Origin of the sequence: Mycolicibacterium wolinskyi, assembly GCF_002101965.1 — a bacterium.
Classification (GTDB): Bacteria; Actinomycetota; Actinomycetes; order Mycobacteriales; family Mycobacteriaceae; genus Mycobacterium; species Mycobacterium wolinskyi.
On sequence record NZ_LQQA01000017.1, the window covers coordinates 129,150 to 147,294 of the forward strand.

Consider the following 18,145-nt stretch of genomic DNA (forward strand, 5'->3'; position numbering starts at 1 on the left):
TGGCGGTTTCGGCAAGGTGGGGTCGCGTGATCGAACTGAGCGGCCTCACCAAGGCTTACCAAGGAGTGGCGGCACTCAACGACGTGAGCTTCTCGGTGCCGACCGGATCGGTCCTGGCGCTGCTCGGTCACAACGGGGCGGGCAAGACCACAACCGTCAAGATCCTGTCGACCTTGATCCAGCCGACGTCCGGCCGGGCGCTCGTCGCGGGCTTCGACGTCGTCACCCAGGCCGGGCTGGTGCGCCAGAACATCGGTGTGACAGGACAGGAAGCCTGCCTGGACCAGCTGCTGACCGGACGTGAGAACCTGACCCTGTTCGGCCGGCTCCACGGGTTGCGCCGCAGGCAGGCCCGGGAGCGCGCGGACGAGTTGATCGACCAGTTCGATCTCGAGCACGCCGCCGACCGCTCGGTCCAAACCTATTCCGGCGGGATGCGACGCCGGATCGACATCGCGGTCGCGCTCGTGGTGCCGCCGAAGGTGCTGTTCCTCGACGAGCCGACAACGGGTTTGGACCCCAGAAGCCGCAGGCAGGTGTGGGCACTGGTGTCGTCGCTCGCGGCGCAGGGCGTCACCGTGCTGCTCACCACGCAGTATCTGGAAGAGGCCGACATCCTGAGCGATTCGATCGTGATCCTCGACTCCGGCCGGGTGGTCGCGAGCGGCACCGCCGATGATCTCAAGGGCCAGATCGGAACCAGTTACTGCCAGGTCACCCTGGTGCGCACCGCGGACGTCGCGCGGGTCGCGGCCGTGCTGGCCGACATCGACGAGATCGACGCCGACGAGGAGACCAACACGGTCTCGGTGCGCGCGGCCGACGGTGTCGGCACCCTCAGCGAGGTGTTCCGCCGTCTCGACCAGCTCGGCGTCGAGCTCATCGACATCTCGCTGCGCAAACCGTCGCTCGACGAGGTTTTCCTGCACCTCACTCCCCCGGCACTCACACCATGACAGCCGTTCCCGCCCTCACCGAGCGGGTGTTGCAGGTTGCGTTGCGCGACTTCGATCTACTGCTCGGCGTTCTCGCACCGGTGTTGACCCTGCTCGGCTTGAACTTCGCCCTGCAGAACGTCATCGACACCGGCGACATGAGCTACACCGAATACGTACTGCCCGCCACCATCATTCAGGCGATGCTGCTCGGTACCGTGACCGCTGCGGACCGGGCCGCCTGGGAGCAGTCCTCCGGATTCACGATGCGGCTACGCACCCAACCCATTTCGGCGCTGGCTCCACTAGCGGCCAGGATGGTGTACGCGCTGATCCGCGGCAGCCTCGCGCTCGTCGCGACGGTGATAACCGCGTATGCCCTCGGTTTCCGGTTCACCGGCGGCGTTCTGTGGACGGTCGTATTCCTGCTGATGCCACTGATACTGGCGCTCGGTCTGTCGTTGGGCGCGGACGCGACCGGGACCTGGGCGCACCGCGTGGGCGCGGGACAGTTGCTCCTGTTCCCGCAACTGTTGCTCGTCTTGGTGTCCACGGGCCTGGCTCCGGCCGACTCGTTCCCGGACTGGGTGCAACCGTTCGTACAGAACCAGCCGGTCTCCCAGATCACCTCGACATTGCGCGGCTTGGCCGACGGCCATGTGGTAGGTACGGAGCTGACGATCACGCTGGCCTGGTGCCTGGGTCTGCTCGTGGTGTTCGGAACCATCGCGGTGCGATTGCAACGGCGGCGCGGATGAGCGTCGATTCCCCGCCGCGGACGTCCTCGTGGACCGCGAGCCTGATTCTCGCGGGCCGCCTGTTGACCCATTGGCGCCGCCACCCGCTGGTGCCGATGCAGTCGCTCTTACTGCCCGCACTGTTGTTGGTGACCTACTACCTGTTGGTCAGCAAGTCGATGGTGCGCCTGACCGGAGCCGACAACCTCACCGCATTGGTTCCCATGTGCACGGTGGCCGGGGCGATGATGGCGACCATCGGGGCGGGTTTCCAGATACCCACCGAACGCGACAGCGGGCTGTTGAGCCGATTCTGGGTCTCGCCGGTGAATCGCGGTAGCTTTCTGGCCGGCACGTTACTCGCCGAGGCGGCACGGACGCTCGGCGCCGGTGTCATCATCTTGGGCATCGGCATGCTGCTGGGCCTGCGGTTCGACGGCGGCTTGCCGGCCTTGATCGCGTTCCTGCTGATTCCGGTGCTGGTCGCGGTCGTGTTCGCGACAATCGTTGTCACCGTTGCGGTCTCGACCCGCAGCGCGGCACTACTGACGTTGCTGGGCACCGCGGCGACGGGCATGGCCTTCTGCACGGGCGGGGTGGCGCCCGTCGAGCTGTTCCCCGCGTGGCTGCAGCCCATCATCCAGATCCAGCCGTTGACACCCGTCGTCGACTCGATGCGAGCGCTCGCCGAGGGCGAACCCGTCGGGTGGTCACTGCTCGTGTGTTTCGCGTGGTTGGCCGTATTGCTCGCGATATTCGGCCCGCTGGCGGTCCGCGGCTACCGGGCGGCCGCGGAATCGGGCGGCTCGGGATAGCCCACCGCGCCGCGCGGTGACGCTACCGGTTGCGCGATTCGTCGCTCCACGCGTCGGCGACGACGCTCGCCGCGTGCGTTGCCGCGGCGAACTCACACGTCTGTAGCGCACTGTCGGCGTCGTCATCGTCGTCGGGAGTCGCGGGCTTACGCAACGGCCCGGCCGACGCGGTCTTCGGCCGGTGAACCGCGGTGCCTTTCCGCTGCGCGGGCGTGGTTTTCGCGGGCCACCAGTTCGCCTTGCCGATCAGCACGCACGCGGCAGGCACCGTGATCGTCCGCACCAGGAACGTGTCCAGCAGCAACCCGACACCGATGATGAAGCCCATCTGGACGATCGTGGTGATGCTGCTGACGGTCAGGGCGAGCATCGACGCCGCGAAGATCAAGCCGGCAGAGGTGATGACGCCGCCGGTGGCACCCACGGTCGTCACGACCCCGGACCGCACGCCGTGGCGCGATTCGTCGCGTATTCGTGAGATCAGCAGCAGGTTGTAGTCCGCGCCGACCGCGACGAGCACCAGGAACGCCATGCCCGGCACACTCCAGTGCAGATGCTGGCCGAGGATGAACTGGAACAGCACCACGCCGATCCCGACCGCTGACGCGTAGGACAGGATCACCGACGCCACCAGGTAGATGGGGGCGACCAGCGCCCGCAGGAGCAGCACGAGGATCAGGAACACCACGATGAGGGTGGCGATCACGATGAACTGGATGTCGCCGTTGTAGTAGTCGCGGATGTCGCGGTTCACCGCGGAAAAACCGACCATCGAGATCTCGGCGTTGGCCAGGGTGGTGTTGGGGCGCGCACTCTCGCCGGCCTTGATGATGTCGGCCACCTGGTCCATCGCTTCGGTGCCGAACGGATCCAGCGCGGTCTGCACCAGATAACGCGCGGTGTGACCGTCCTCGGACACGAACAGTTGCGCGGCCTTCTTGAACTCGTCCTGCGTCAGCACCTGGGGCGGGATGTAGAAGCCCGACATGGGCGGGTCGGCGGCGTCGCGCTTCATCGCGAGCAGGAACGCCGAGGCCTGGTCCAGGCCGCCGCCCATCTGCCGGGTCTGGTCCACGAGCAGCTGTACGCCTTCTGCGAGTTGGCGGCTCGAGTCGGCCAGGGTGTTGGCTCCTTGCAGGGCACTGTCGAGGGTCCTCTGCAGGCCGCTGGGCGAATCGATGCCGAGCTCGCGCGCGGCCGCCGTCGCGGTCGTCAGATTGGTGTTGAGGGTCCGCAGCGACTCCGACACGGTGTCGGTGCCGCGGGTGCCTTCCAGTTGCCTGCCGAGCTCGGCGATGCTCTGTATCGCCGGATCGTCCCGTGCGTTGGCGATGCGCTGGAGGTCTCCGCGGGCCGCGACGCATTCCGGGTCGGTGTTGCACGTGAGGCTCGTGTTGAGGCCGTTGGCGACCGGGCCGGCCCACGTGGACAGGTCGGTGATCCGGGAGATGTTCACGCCGAGGGAGTCCCCGAGCGACTGCATGTTGCCCACCAGCGTGGCCGTCTTGTCGATCTCCTCGAGCGTCGTGGCGCCGCCCTGCTGGGATTCCATGTCGCCGAGCGCGCTCGCGAGCCCGCGGACGCTGCCCAATGCCCCGATGATCCCGTTGCGGACCTCGTTGAGGACGTCGGCGAGCTGATCGGCGCCGCCGCTGAGCCTGCTCAGGTTCGACTCGTTCTGGCTGATCGTGGTCGACGCTTCCTGGAGCTTTCCGCCGACCTCACCGGCCTGATGCGTGGCCCGCGCCTGCTCGAGGGTTTCACCGGCCGGGCGGGTGATACCCCGCACGATGTCGATGCCAGGCACCTGACTCACCCGGGTCGCCAGCTGTTCCATGTCGGCGAGCGCTTTGGGCGTCCGCAGGTCCTGATCCGGCGACTGGATCAGGATGAACTGCTGCAGCGTCGTGCTGATCGGGAAATGCCGGTTCATCGCCTCGTATCCGAGGTTGCTCTCGGCATCGGCCGGCAGGGTCTTGCGGTCGTCGTAGTTGAACTTCACGAACGCGGCACAACCGGCAAGCGCGACCAGCACGGTGAGGCTGCCCGCCAGATGGATCACGGGCCTGCGCACGATCCCTACCCCGGACCGCCGCCACAACCGGCGCGTCCCCTCGCCCTTGCGTGGCTTGATCCAGCCGCGCCGCCCGGCGAGCACGATCTGGGCGGGCAGCAACGTGATAGAGGCCAGAAAGCCCACGGCGATCGTGACCGCGAGAGCCGGGCCGACCGTCGAGAACACGCCAAGCGTCGCGAAGGACAACGCGAGGAACGTCAGCGCCACCGTGCCCGCCGAGCCCGCGATCACCTCGCCGATCGTGCGCAGGGCCTCGACGAGCGCGTCGTCGGATTTCAGGCCGGTTTTCACCAGCTCCTGGTAGCGGCTGAACAGGAACACCGCGTAGTCGATGCCCGCCCCCATGATCATGCCGGTCATCAGGACCATCGTCTGGGGTCCGAGCCCCAGGCCGAGCTCGCCGAGTGCGGCCACGACTTGCTGGGCGACGACCAGTGACACCCCGATGGTGAGGATGGGCATCAACATCGCAACGAGGTTGCGGTACACCACAATCAAGATCAGCAGGACCGTGATCACGGTCGAGAGTTCGATGACGATCTGATCGCGCGCCCCGATAGCGTTGACGTCGTCCAGCGTCGCCGCCGCGCCGACGATGTTGGCGGTCAGCGTTGTGCCCGCCGTCACTTCCTTGACCTCGGCGATGACCGCGCGGTAGGCAGCCTGTCCCGACGGGGTACCCATGGTCCCCTTCAGGTTGATCGGCAGATTCCACGCCTTTTTGTCTTCGCTTGTCATCACCTGCCGCAACTCGGGGATGGTGACGAAGTCCTGCGTGGATTCGACGTTGGTCGTGTCGGCGCGCAGTTTCTCGACGACTGCCCGGTAGACGCCTTCATCGGCTGGTGTGAGCCCGTTTTCGTTGCTCAGAACGACCACAGCGACGTTGTCCGAGCCTGCTTCGCTGAATGCCGCCTTCATCTGTTCGCCGGCGATCAGTACACGCGACTCCGACGGCAGGAACGGCGGCGGATTGCGCTGCGCGACAACCGCCAACGGAGGCACCGCGAGGAACAGCGCCAACGCCGTCGCAACCCAGGCTATGATCACCAAAACCGGGTGGCGGACGATCATTCGGCCGAGGGCGGGAAGCCCGCCATGAGCGAGCACGCCGCTGGAGAAGGCGCGCCGAATCATCCCCCAAAGCTACATGGGAGGGGCATCGTCAGTGGGTTCTCCCCACGCGTTCTCGTGCCCTCCGGACCCACCGCTTCCCGGCACGGCCGCGTCCCACCTGACACCGGCTCGCCCGATCTGCCCATGGTCTAATCGGGTCATGCCGCGGAGCACCGGATGAGGTTCGCCATTGCCGCGCACGGCACCCGTGGCGACATCGAGCCCTGCACGGCACTCGCACTCGAATGTGTGCGCCGCGGACACGATGTGCGGATGGCGGTTCCGCCGAACCTGGTGTCGTTCGTCGAGGCGACGGGTCTCGGTCCGGTCGCCTCCTACGGCGTGGACTCACAGCAGCAGCTCGAGGCCGAGATCTTCCGGAAGTCGTGGAAGCTGCAGAATCCGCTCACCGCGCTGCGTCAGCTCAAGGACTACACGACCGAGGGCTGGCAGGACATGAGCCGAACCCTGGTCGAGGTTGCCGACGGCGCCGATCTCATTCTCACCGCCACGACCTACGAAGAAGTGGCCGCCAACGTCGCCGAACACCTCGGCCTTCCGCTTGCGGCTTTGCACTACTTCCCGTTCCGGGCCAACACCCAGATACTGCCGGTGCCGCTTCCCGGCCGCCTGGTCCGGTCGGTGTGGCCCGCCGCCGAGTGGCTGCACTGGCGGCTGATCAAAGACGCCGAAGATGTGCAGCGCCGCGATCTCGGGTTGCCGAAGTCGAGCGGCCGGGCGATCGGGCGCATCCTCGACGCCGGAGCCCTCGAGATACAGGCCTACGACCCGCAGTTATTTCCGGGGCTGGCCGAGGCGTGGCGCGGCGTGCGTCCCGTCATCGGCGGTCTGACACTGCAACTCGACACCGACGCCGATCACGACGTCTCGGCATGGATCGCGGCAGGCCCGCCACCCATCTACTTCGGGTTCGGCAGCATGCCCGTGCAATCGCCGTCCGCCGCAGTCGCGATGATCGCCGATGCCTGCTCGGCGCTCGGTGAGCGGGCGCTGATCTGTTCCGGTGTATGGGATGTCGACGGCGCCGACGTGCCCGAGCACGTGAAGATCGTGCGCACCGTCAACCACTCGGCGGTCTTCCCGCGATGCCGTGCACTCGTCCATCACGGCGGTGCGGGCACCACCGCGGCCGGGTTGCGCTCGGGGATACCGACCTTCGTGCTGTGGGTCGGCGCCGAGCAGCCGCTGTGGGCCGCCCAGGTGAAGAGACTCGAAGTCGGCACGGCACAACGCTTTTCGGAGATGACCCCCAAATCGCTGCGCGTAGGCCTCAGAACGATACTCGAGCCCCGCTACCTGGCCCGCGCGCGCGAGGTCGCCGAGCTGATGACCGCACCCGAGGTCGCCGTGGCCACCGCGGCGGATCTACTCGAGGCGGCGGTACGCAAGGGCCGCAGCCCGGTCAGACAATCTCGGCGGTGAGCCCGAACTCGTCGAGCACCTCACCGGCGAGTGTCCGCAACCACGCCTTCGTGTTGGGCGCACCCGGCTGGTATGCCACGACCGAGATGCTGATCTTTCCGGTGATCCGGCCTGCCGCGAGGACGAGTTGTCCCCCGGCCCCCTCGATTTGAGCGCGTTTGACGTTCTGGTCGACGGGGCGCCACATCACATAGTCGGCGTCGGTGCCGTCGACCCTGCCCACCGCCGGGTCGACGTCGCCGAGGTTGGAGCACGATACCGGCAGGTCGCCGAACACCATGGCGCCCATCCGCTTCACCGCACGCTTGGGGATGAACGGTGTCAGCGGCAGCAGTGCGAAGGTCTCGTCCGGTGTCTCGCGCAATTCGGCGAGTGCCGACCGGATCGCCGCCCGCGGCGTCTTGAGATCGGTGCTGGCGGTGGCCGCTTCGACGTTCACCCGGGCGAACCGCAGAGCGTTGGCGCGGGTGTCGCCGGGAGCCCGGTCGCTGATCGCGATCAGCAGTGCGACGGTCCCGTCGTCGGCCCGGCGCCGGTTCAGCCGGGTTCCCAGCCGCGCCGACAACCCGGCGAGCAGGGAGTGACTGTTGCCGCCGCGCTCTTCGGCCGCCCGGTCCCAGGCCGCGATGTCGACGAATACCGTGACGGTCGGCACGACGATTCCGCGGTGGTCGTCGACACCCGTCGCGCCGGGCGACACGGCGGCGGGCGACGCCGATGCGGACTGCTCGTGACGTGCCGCGCGCGCGAGCTTCACACCCGCGGCCAGCGCACCGCCGAGCGCAGGGAGGTCGCGTGCGGTCTGGATGGCGTCGTCGATGATCGCGCGACGACGGGTGCGCGATCGCGGTGGCGGGTAACCGAAGTCGCGCACGGTGCCGTTGACCGCGTCGGCGATCGTCTGCAAGAACCCGAGTCCGTCGAACAGGCAGTGCGAGCCCACGAGGCTGACAGCTGTGGAGCCGTCGGTCATCGGCAGCACACCGAGGTGCCAGCCCGGCCCGCGCTGGGGATCGACCGGTTGCTCAGCGCGTTCGTCGATCCAATCGCTCAGTGCGGTGCGCGGTCTGGCGTCCTCGGCGATGTCGATATCGGTTGCCGGACCGACCGATGAGACCCACCGGTGCCTGCCGAACGGCAGCGCCGAGTGCTCGATACGCCTGCCCGCCAGGCCGTATCCGAAATTCTGGTGAAAGGTCTTGAGCCCCGCGTAATCCAGCGGACGCTCGTACACCCACACCGACTGCGCGAGCTGCGCGCGGCCGGTCGCGCGCAGCGACAGGTAGGTGGCTTGGTCGAGATATTCGAGCCGGTTGTCGTCCATGTCAGATGATCACACCGGACAGGCCGAACTCCGACAGCGTGTGATCGACCAGGCCGCGCAGGCGGGCTCGGGTGTTGGCCGCTCCGAGCTCGTAGCCGACCACGGTGATCGAGATGCGCCCGCCGATCCGCGCACCCACCACGGTCAGCAGCCCGCTGCGTTGTTCGAGCACTCGGCGCGTGATGTGCTGGTCGACGCCGCGCAGCAGCACGTATTCGGCGTCCGTGCCGTCGGCGCGGCCGATCTCGGCAGGGAGGTCTCCCAGATTGGAGCAGGACACCGGCTGCTCGGCGAATCCGAAGGCGAGTTCCGCGGCGTGTTTGACCGCACGCTTGGGCATGAACGGCACCAACGGCAACAGTTCCATGGCCTCGTCCGGCGTATCGTCCAGCTTCCGCAGGCTCTGCCTGATGTCGGAACGCAGCGCCGACAGATCTCGGGTCACGCCGTCCGGATCGGCTGAGACATTGGCCAGTTTCACGGCGTTGGCACGCGTGTCGGCGAGGTCGGTGCGATCGTTGATCGGAATGATCAGCGGAACCTTGCCGTCGGCGGCGCGCCGGTTCATCACCTCGGCCAGCTTGGCGGCGAAACCGGCAAGAAGCGAATACGTGTTGCCGCCAAGGCTTGTCGCCCGCGCGTCCCAATCGGCGAGGTCGACGAAGGCCGTCAGTGCGGGCACGCGCACGTGCCGGTTGTCCTCCCACTGCGTGACCGGCGGTTTGCGGGCCGGCGCCGCGGCGACGCGCTCCTTGCGCCGCCGCAGCGCCAATTTGCCTGCGGCGACCAGGGTTCGGCCGACCTCGGGGAAGTCGTGCAGGAATTGGCGGGTGTCCTCGGCGAGAGCCTGCCTGCGGGTCCGGGAGCGCGGCTGCCGGTAACCAAGATCGCGGACGTTGCCGGTGACCGCTTCGAGCACGGTCAGCAGGGCACCGCCACCGTCGCCGAGGCAGTGCGAACCGACCAGACTGATCGCCGTCGAACCGTCCGTCATGGGCAACACCCCGAGATGCCAGCCCGGTCCCCACTCGGGGTCGACGGGCAGGGCGGCCCGTTCATCGAGCCAGTCGCCGAGTTCGTCTCGCGGGCGCGCATGTTCGGCGATGTCGATATCGGCGGGCGGCCCTAGCGAGGACACCCAGCGATGGCGGCCGAACGGCAACGCCGATGGTTCGATCCGCCTGCCGGCGAGCCCGGACCCGAAGTTGCGGTGAAACCGCCGCAGCCCGTCGAGATCGACGGGATGCTCGTATATCCACACGCACTGCATGACCGCGGCCTGCCCGGTGGCCCGCAAGCCGAGGTACATCGCCTGGTCCAGGTACGTCAACCGGTCGTCGCCGTGCGGGGCACGTTTGTTCGTCTCCCCCGCGCCGACCGTGGGTGATGTCGCGATCGCCACCGTCAGCCGCCGAGAACCCGCGACAACCCATGCGACGCAGCATGATGGCGGCCCGCACCGTGACGGCCGATCAGCGACTGTGCGGCCGATCCGCCCTCGGCCACGCGCCGGTACACCTGCTTCATGACGTTGACATAGCGCTGAACCGATTCGCGGGCGACCGGATTGTCCGGGAACGCGACGGTGACGACGGCCTCCTGCGCCGACCGATTCACCCAGATTCCGACTTGATCAGCAGATCGGTTGTCGCAGTAGATCTTTCCGTTCATCCGTTCCCACTCGGCGATGATCGCCGGGGACAGCGGTGGCAGTGCGGCGTCGAGATAGGAGAGCATCTGCACACCGGGGCCGGGGCTTCGCAATCCCATGCGGCCTGCCGCCAACTCCATCACCCGGTCGAATGGCACGTGGGCGAGTTCGGTCCCCGAATCGAACGATTCCTGAGCGGCGCGGGCCGTGTTGCCGAACGACGCCGCATCCACCGGGACGCTGACCGGGACAAGCCCGGTGAACCAGCCGGTCGTCATGAACTCCGCGCGGCTGCGCCGCGTGGTGGTCGGCGTGATCGCGTAATAGTTTGATGCGCCGGTCAACTCATGCTCGGTCAACGCCCCGCACGCGAGCACTCCCCCGCTGAACCGAACACCCTCTGTCGTGCACACCTCGTCGAATCGGTGGCACTGCTGCGCGTCGAGCAACTGGACGGTGATCATGTCGCCGCCCCATGGCACCGACAGGTCACCGAGCGGCAGCGGGAAGTACGGCAGGGTGCCGTCATTGCGTTCGGCGAAGGCGATCCACTCCCGAACCTCGGGTGATTCGAGGGTGAGCGCCGACGTGTATTGCCGCTGGCGCAGGCAGTAATCGTCGTAGCTGCCCGCCTCCTCCAACGGAATGGGGGTGTCGCCCCCGACGAGCGCGGCGTACATCATGTGGATCTCGACGAGCACGAGGCACATGAACATCGCGTCGGTGTGGACGTGGTCCACGCTGATGTAGAACGTGAAATGGTCCTTGCGCTGGATGATCCCGAAGCTGAAGCAGTCCCATTGCAACGGGTCCGGGGTGGCGAGGACGTGTGTGCGCCATTGCGCCGCTGTCATCTCGCCGTGCTCGGTCGGCACTAATTTCAGGTCGCGCGGGTTCTTGATCGTCCGGCGCACGATCTCGTCGTCGGCGGTGAACTCGAACCAGCTGTGGTAGGTGTCGTGCCGACGGATGTACGCGTTGAGGACGTGGCTCATCGCGCGAAGGTCGCACCGGCCCGGCATATCCCAGGCCGGGGTGTTGAGCCGAGCCATGTCGGCACCGGCCGAGCGGTGCCGGCGGAACGTCCGGATGTGTTGCTCCTGCTGGTAGCTCACCGGGACCGGACTGATCGGTGCGTCGCGAACCTTGGCTTGCGTCGCCGGCGACGGATGCCAGGACACCACGTGCCCGGGTTCGCCGATCCAGTCGTCAATGGCCCTCAACGCGACCATGCACCCTCCCCTCCGTCCGCGCCGCGGCGTGCGGCATCACCGGTTGCAGTTCCGGCGTTCACTGCGTGGTCACGACGACGGCGTCCTCCGCCAATGCCATTCCCAGATGCTCGGCGAGGGCGCGCACCGTCGTGATATCGGTTGTGCTGACCCGGATTCCGGTTTCGGCCTCGATCTTGGTCCGCACCTCCAGGACGCCGAGCGAATCCAGACCGTATTCCGCGAGCGGCCGGTCGGGATCGACGGTGCGCCGCATGATGATGCTGATCTGCTCGGAAATCAGCCTGCGCAGCCAAGCTTCCCATTCGTCGCGCGGCAGTTCTTTGAGCTCCTTGAGGAATCCGCTGCCGGACGGCTTGACGCCGCCGAGATCCCGGAAGGCCTCCGCGAACTTGTTCCGCTGCGCGAACTCGACGAGCCAGGGCGCACCTGCCACGGGTGCGTAGCCCGCGTAGTCGCGGCTGTGCCGCAGCAGCGTCTCGAACGCGTACGCGCCGTCGTCGGGCGCGATCGCCATCGCGGTATCGGCCGCGACCGCTGTGCCGCGGCCGATCTCGGCCCACGCACCCCACGCGATCGAGTTGGCCGGCAGCCCCTGTGCACGGCGCCACCGCGTGAAAGCATCCAACCAGCTGTTGGCCGCCGCGTAGGCCCCCTGCCCGGGCGAACCGACCAGTGCGGCCGCCGACGAGAACACGCAGAACCAATCCAGCGGCTGATCGGCCGTGGCGTCATGCAGGTTCCAGGCCCCGATCGCCTTCGGCGCCCAGTCGCGGCGGATCAACTCTTCGGTGATCGAGGGCAGGGTCGCATCTTCGACGACCGCCGCCGCGTGCAGGACACCTCGCACCGGCATCCCGGTCGCAGTCGCCACCGCCACGGCGTGCTCGGCCGAGGCGGCCGAACTGATGTCACCCAGTACGACCTCGATCTCGGTGCCGCCCTTGCGAATTGCTTCGATCGCAAGCTGGGCCGCCGGGGTCGGCGCCGACCGTCCGTTGAGGACGATGCGGCCGCATCCCGAGTCGGCCAGCCGCTCGGCGAGGAACAGTCCCAGCCCACCCAGGCCGCCGGTGATGATGTAGGCACCGTCGCCGCGGAACGGCACGACCGCTTCCGGGGGCACGGTCGCGCTGGTGTGCCCGACCTCGGGTACATCCAAGACCAGCTTGCCGGTGTGTCCTGCAGCACCCATCACCCGGATCGCGGTGGCCGCGTCCTTCATCGGGTAATGCGTGGTTTCGGGCAGCGGCAGCACACCATCGGCGATCTGCTGGAAGACGGTCTCCAACAGGCGCCGGACACTGTCCGGATCGGTCAACGTCAGAAGCGCCAGATCCACCGCGTAGAACGACAGGTTGCGCCGGAACGGGAACAGGCCCAGCTTCGAATCCCCGTAGATGTCGCGCTTGCCGATCTCGACGAATCGGCCGCCGAACGACAGCAGTTCCAAGCCGGCCCGCGCCGCCGCACCGGGCAGCGAGTTGAGCACGATGTCGACGCCGTAGCCGTCGGTGTCCCGCCGGATCTGATCCGCGAACTCTGTGGAGCGCGAATCGTAGACGTGTTCGATGCCCATATCGCGCAGCATTTCTCGGCGTCCGGGGCTGCCCGCCGTCGCGAAGATCTCGGCACCGGCCGCCCGCGCGATGGCGATGGCGGCTTGGCCGACGCCACCGGTCGCAGAGTGGATCAGCACCTTGTCGCGCGCGGAGATACGGGCCAGCTCGTGCAGGCTGTACCACGCGGTCGCGTGTGCGCTCGGCACGGCGGCCGCGGTGCGGGTCGGCACCGCCGGTGGCAACGTGACGGCGAGGTTCGCATCGCAGGTCACGAAGGTGCTCCACGCGCCGTCAGCAGCCAGGCCGGCCACCCGGTCGCCCACCTGGTGATTGGTGACACCGAGCCCGACGGCCGTCACCACACCGGCGAAGTCCGCGCCGAGCTGCGGCAGCCTGCCTTCGAAGCTCGGGTACCGCCCGTAGGCGACGAGCACATCGGCGAAGTTGAGGTTGGATGCCGCCACCGAGACCTCGATCTGGCCCGGGCCGGGCGGAACTCGGTCGAACGCGACCAGGTCGATCGACTCAAGATCGCCGGGTTTGCGTATGCGCACCTGCAGGCCGTCGCGGTCGTGGGCGACCGTTCTGGTGTGGCGATCGCCGGGCTGCAGCGGAGCCTGGCTGAGCCTGGCCACGTACCATGCGCCGTCGCGCCACGCCGTCTCGTCTTCATCGGAACCCGACAACAGCTGGCCCGCAACCGAAGTGACGTCGGTGGCACCGTCGATGTCGATCTGAGTAGCGCGCAGAGCCGGTTGCTCGACAGCCAGCACGCGCATGAGGCCGCGCAACCCGGCGTGTTCGAGTCGGGCGACGTCCCCGTCGACGACGGTCTGGGCGTTGCGCGTCAGCACGTACAACCGGGCGGGCTCGCCGGGGATCTCGGCCAGCTCGCGCGCGATCCGTACGACATGCGAAACCGAATCCGCCCCGAGTTCGGCGGTGCGCGGCGACGGGTCTCCACCCTGATCTGAAGTCAGTACCACGACACCCGAGAAAGCGTGTGCGGACAAGCGGTTACGCAGTTTGGCGGCCTGCTCGGCGTGGTCGTCGCCGGTGCCCCACGCCGTGGTGGCCACCTCCGCGCGGTGCTTGTGCAGCGCGTCGGCCAGCGTTGCGGCGATCTCGTCAGCCTCACGAGATGTGCTGATCAGCAGCCAGCGGCCGCCGACGTCAAGGGCGTCGGGCTCGGGCGAATCCTTGCGGTGCCAATCGATGGCGAGCAGCCGATCGTTGAACACACGTTCGCGTTGAGTGCTCGTCGCGACGCCGGTGCCCAGGCGCAGGCCTGTGACCCGCAGTAGGACCGTGCCGTTCGCGTCGAGGACGTCGATGTCGACTTCCACCTCGGCGAGGGTGATGGCCGTCGTCGTGACGTAGCAGTAGCGCACGTCGCGGGTCGAGCCGTATGCGCGGATCCTGCGCACGCCGAGTGGCAGCATGATGGCCCCGGACGGGTCGGCCTGCAGTTCTGGGTGTGCCCCGACCGCCTGGAAGCAGGCGTCGAGCAGCGCCGGGTGGATCCCATATGCGCTCTGCTGCGAACGAATCGGGCCGGGCAGCGCCACCTCGGCGAGCACGGTGGCGCCGAACTCTGCGCTGTGGGCAGCCGTCAACCCGCCGAAGGCCGGGCCGTACTGGATGCCCCGCGCGTCGAACCAGCTGCGCAGGGCGGCTCCGTCGAGCCGCACCGGGTGATCGGCTTGCAGTGCGGCGATGTCGTAGGCCCAGGGTTCGGGCTGATCCGTGGACGCGCGCAAAGTCGCGGCCGCGCGGCGGATCCGCGCTCCTTCCGCGAAGGTGTCCACCTCGAATTTCATGGTGCCAGGGGCGTTCACCGATCCGACTGCGGAAAGCGTCGTCACCTCGTCCAGCAGCAACATCTCATCGAATGTGATGTCGTGCACCTCGGCGTCGTCACCGAACACGGTGCGCGCGGCAGCCATCGCCATCTCGCAGTACGCCGCGCCGGGCATCGCCGCGACGTTGTGCACCTGGTGGTCACCGAGCCAGGGCTGCGCCGCCGTCCCGACTTCGGACTGCCACACGTGCTGTTCGGGTTCCTCCGGAAGCCGGACATGCGCGCCGAGCAACGGATGGATGGCGAGAGTCGAACCGCCCATGGCGTTTTCGCTTGTGGTGCGGGTGAGGATCAGCTGTGGCCGCGTCCATGCCGGCAACGGTGCGTCGACGAGCGCACCGTCGGGATAGAGCGCGGTGAAGTCCGGTGCGGTGCCTGCGCTGTACAGATCGGCCAAGACGTCGCGCAGACCGTGCGGCAGCTCTTGCTCGCGCCGCAACGTCGCCAATGCGGCGACCGGGACGTCGCGCGCGGCGGCGTTCTGGCTGACGGCGTGCAGAAGCAGCGGGTGCGGCGAGAGTTCGGCGAACACCCGGAAGCCGTCCTCCAGGGCGGCCTGCACCGCAGCGGAGAACCGCACCGCATGGCGCAGGTTGTCCACCCAGTAGTAGGCGTCGTAGTCGGCGGGCTCGCGCGGATCGTAAAGCGTCGCAGAGTAATACGGGACCGTCGGCTCGGCGGGCGACAGATCCTCGAGCACCTCTTCGAGCGCGTCGAGGATCGGATCGACCTGCGGCGTGTGTGAGGCGACGTCCACCGCGACCTCACGCGCCATCACACCGCGGTCTTCCCATTCCCGCACCAGCGTGCGGATCGTCGATTTCTCCCCGCCGACCACCGCCGACTGGGGGGAGGCGATCACCGAGAGGACGACGTCGGTGGCGCCACGGGCAGCCAGTTCCGACAGCACCTGCTGGGCCGGTAGTTCCACGGTGGCCATCGCGCCCGAGCCCGATATGGTCTGCATCAACCGCGAGCGTCGGCAGATCACCTTGACGCCGTCTTCGAGCGTGAGGGCGCCGGCCACCACGGCCGCCGCGGCCTCACCCATGGAATGGCCGATGACCGCACCGGGCTGGACACCGTAACTCTTGAGGGTCTCGGCGAGCGCGACCTGCACCGCGAAAACGGTCGGCTGAACGCGGTCGATACCGGTCACCTTCTCGGCGGCCGACATCGCCTCGGTGACAGAGAAGCCGGATTCCCGGGCGATCAGGGGCTCGAGTTCGGCGATCGCCGCCGCGAAGGCAGGCTCGGTGGCCAGCAGCGCCGAACCCATCTGCGGCCACTGCGAGCCCTGGCCGGAGAACACCCAGACCGAATCGCGGCCCAACCCGTTCGCCGCAGGCGGAAACGGCATGTCACTGGCCGCGATCTCCTGTAACCGGCTGGTGAGTTCCGTTGCGGTGCTTGCCAGCACAGCTGTCCGCACCGTGCGGTGCGCACGGCGACGGGCCAGGGTGTAGGCCAGGTCGCGGAGTTCGAGACCGTCCGCATTGGCGCTGACCCAGTCGGCCAGGCGAGTTGCGGTGTGGCGCAATCCTTCTGCCGACGTCGATGACAGCGGGAAAAGCCATGGGGCCGTGAGCCCGTTGGCGGCATCGCCGTCCAGGTCGCCATCGATCAACCGCGGCACGTCGCGCACCGGCGCCTGCTCGAGGACGGCGTGCACGTTCGTGCCCGACAAACCGTACGCCGAGACCGCCGCACGGCGCGGGTGGTCTGCCTCGACGGGCCAGGAGGTCACCGCCTGCGGTACGAACAGGCCCGTTGCGATCTCGGCCATCGTGTCCGGCATGCGGTTGAAATGCAGGTTGGGCGGCACCTCGCCGTGCTGCAGCGCGAGCACCGCCTTCATCAGGCCCAGCGCCCCCGACGCCGACTGGCAGTGCCCGAAGTTCGTCTTCGACGATCCGAGCGCGCACCGGCCCGCGGTTCCGTACACCTCGGCCAGGCTCGCGTACTCGATCGGGTCGCCGACCGGCGTGCCGGTGCCGTGTGCCTCCACGAAGCCGATGCCGGCGGGATCGATACCCGCCGCGGCGAGCGCGTCGCGGTAGACCATCACCTGGGCGGCCTTCGACGGCGTGGCGATGTTGACGGTGTGACCGTCCTGGTTGCTCGCGGTGCCCCGCACCACGGCGAGAATCGGGTCGCCATCGGCCAAAGCGTCGGGCAACCGCTTGAACAGCAGCATCACCGCGGCTTCGCCGGATACGAAGCCATCGGCGTCGACGTCGAATGCGTGGCAGCGTCCCGTCGGCGACAGCATGCCCTGCGCGGATCCGGACGCGACCTTGCGCGGTTCGATCGTCAGGGAGACGCCACCGGCCAGTGCCAGGTCGGATTCGCCGTCGTGCAGACTGCGGCACGCCATGTGCACCGCAAGCAGGCTCGATGAGCACGCCGAGTCGACCGTGAACGCCGGTCCGTGCACGCCGAGGTGGTAGGCGATCCGGCCCGAGGCCATGCTGTAGTTGCTTCCGGTGAAGCCGTACGGCCCAACGATCGCGGGGGTATCAGCGGCCAGTAGCTGATAGTCGCTGTGCGTCATGCCGACGAACACGCCGGTGCGCGTCCCGGCCAGCGTCACCGGGTCCATCCCCGCATGCTCGACGGCTTCCCACGCGGTCTCGAGCAGGAGGCGGTGCTGCGGGTCGATCGCCGTCGCCTCGCGTTCGCTGATACCGAAGAACTCGGCATCGAACCCGGCGATGTCGTCGAGGAATGCGCCCCATTTCGACACCGAGCGTCCGGGGACCCCTGGCTCCGGGTCGTAATGCTCGTCGGCGTCCCACCTGTCGAGCGGAACCTCGGTCACCAGGTCGGCGCCACGCAGCAGGGCATCCCACAGCTCTGCCGGCGACTCGATGGCGCCGGGCAGCCGGCAAGCCATGCCTACGACCGCGATCGGAGTCACTGGCTGCTCATCAACCACAGGGTCCAAACCTCTTTCACACGTGCTCATGTCCTCGGCATGGCGCGACGTTGCGCTTCCTTATCGCTGGCCCAGAGCCGTCAGCCTGGGGTCACAGCGGGCCATAGCAAAATCAATTTTGGGAACGTAGCACAGCCCTCAAGGCTTCGCGAGTGCTATCCCAGGGCCGCAAAGAGGCTAAGTTGTCGGCAAATCTCCACTCCAGCAATACTTTCCGCGTACCGCTGACATGTGTCAGATGCCCTGTTCAGAGCGGAATCAACCACTGGCCGACACCGCACCTCACCTTCTAGCAAACTATCGGTCGTACACGTCGAGTGGTTTTCGTCATCCTGATATCAATAAGTCGACCACTGCGGGTGTAGACAATAGCGCCCCAGCGGCCGGATTGGTCGGGTACCTCGACCGCACCATGGGTCGCCAATGGGTCCGCGCACATCGGCCGAGCATCGGG

9 protein-coding genes are annotated in these 18,145 nt (G+C 67.7%); 4 read left to right on the top strand and 5 right to left on the bottom strand.

Going from position 1 to position 18,145, the window contains the following annotated elements:
- The first annotated feature begins 26 nt into the window (after window positions 1-26).
- Genes AWC31_RS19035 through AWC31_RS37450 form a run of 3 tightly spaced genes read left to right on the top strand, consistent with a single transcriptional unit; the run spans window position 27 to window position 2,487 of the window.
- Window positions 27-956 carry an efflux ABC transporter ATPase subunit, DrrA-related gene (locus AWC31_RS19035; RefSeq protein ID WP_085145639.1) on the top strand — a complete coding sequence of 310 codons (930 nt, stop codon included), beginning with the start codon at window positions 27-29 and terminating at the stop codon, window positions 954-956.
- The gene (locus tag AWC31_RS37445; RefSeq protein ID WP_165765996.1) at window positions 953-1,693 is read left to right on the top strand and encodes an ABC transporter permease; all 741 of its coding nucleotides are present in this window, start codon (window positions 953-955) and stop codon (window positions 1,691-1,693) included. Before AWC31_RS19035 ends, AWC31_RS37445 begins: the two co-directional genes overlap by 4 nt.
- Window positions 1,690-2,487, top strand: a complete 798-nt coding sequence (locus AWC31_RS37450; RefSeq protein WP_165765997.1) for an ABC transporter permease — start codon at window positions 1,690-1,692, stop codon at window positions 2,485-2,487. Before AWC31_RS37445 ends, AWC31_RS37450 begins: the two co-directional genes overlap by 4 nt.
- Window positions 2,488-2,509: 22 nt before the next feature.
- Here the strand turns inward: AWC31_RS37450 and AWC31_RS19045 are convergent, their stop codons facing one another.
- Window positions 2,510-5,701 carry an MMPL/RND family transporter gene (locus AWC31_RS19045; protein ID WP_085145640.1) on the bottom strand — a complete coding sequence of 1,064 codons (3,192 nt, stop codon included), beginning with the start codon at window positions 5,699-5,701 and terminating at the stop codon, window positions 2,510-2,512.
- Window positions 5,702-5,857: 156 nt separating this feature from the next.
- Between AWC31_RS19045 and AWC31_RS19050 the strand changes: the two genes are divergently transcribed.
- Window positions 5,858-7,123, top strand: a complete 1,266-nt coding sequence (locus AWC31_RS19050; RefSeq protein ID WP_085145641.1) for a glycosyltransferase — start codon at window positions 5,858-5,860, stop codon at window positions 7,121-7,123.
- Here AWC31_RS19050 and AWC31_RS19055 read toward each other — a convergent pair.
- Genes AWC31_RS19055 through pks2 form a run of 4 tightly spaced genes read right to left on the bottom strand, consistent with a single transcriptional unit; the run spans window position 7,104 to window position 17,721 of the window.
- Window positions 7,104-8,447 (bottom strand): hypothetical protein, encoded by a 1,344-nt coding sequence (locus AWC31_RS19055; RefSeq protein ID WP_085145642.1) that lies wholly within the window; start codon window positions 8,445-8,447, stop codon window positions 7,104-7,106. The genes AWC31_RS19050 and AWC31_RS19055 overlap by 20 nt on opposite strands.
- Before the next feature lies 1 nt (window position 8,448).
- Window positions 8,449-9,849, bottom strand: a complete 1,401-nt coding sequence (locus AWC31_RS19060; protein WP_234816910.1) for a hypothetical protein — start codon at window positions 9,847-9,849, stop codon at window positions 8,449-8,451.
- A 2-nt stretch (window positions 9,850-9,851) separates the two neighbouring features.
- Complete coding sequence (locus tag AWC31_RS19065) at window positions 9,852-11,330, bottom strand: condensation domain-containing protein (RefSeq protein WP_085145643.1); 1,479 nt, start codon at window positions 11,328-11,330, stop codon at window positions 9,852-9,854.
- Window positions 11,331-11,388: 58 nt separating this feature from the next.
- Window positions 11,389-17,721 (bottom strand): sulfolipid-1 biosynthesis phthioceranic/hydroxyphthioceranic acid synthase, encoded by a 6,333-nt coding sequence (pks2, locus tag AWC31_RS19070; protein ID WP_085145644.1) that lies wholly within the window; start codon window positions 17,719-17,721, stop codon window positions 11,389-11,391.
- Window positions 17,722-18,145: the final 424 nt, after the last annotated feature.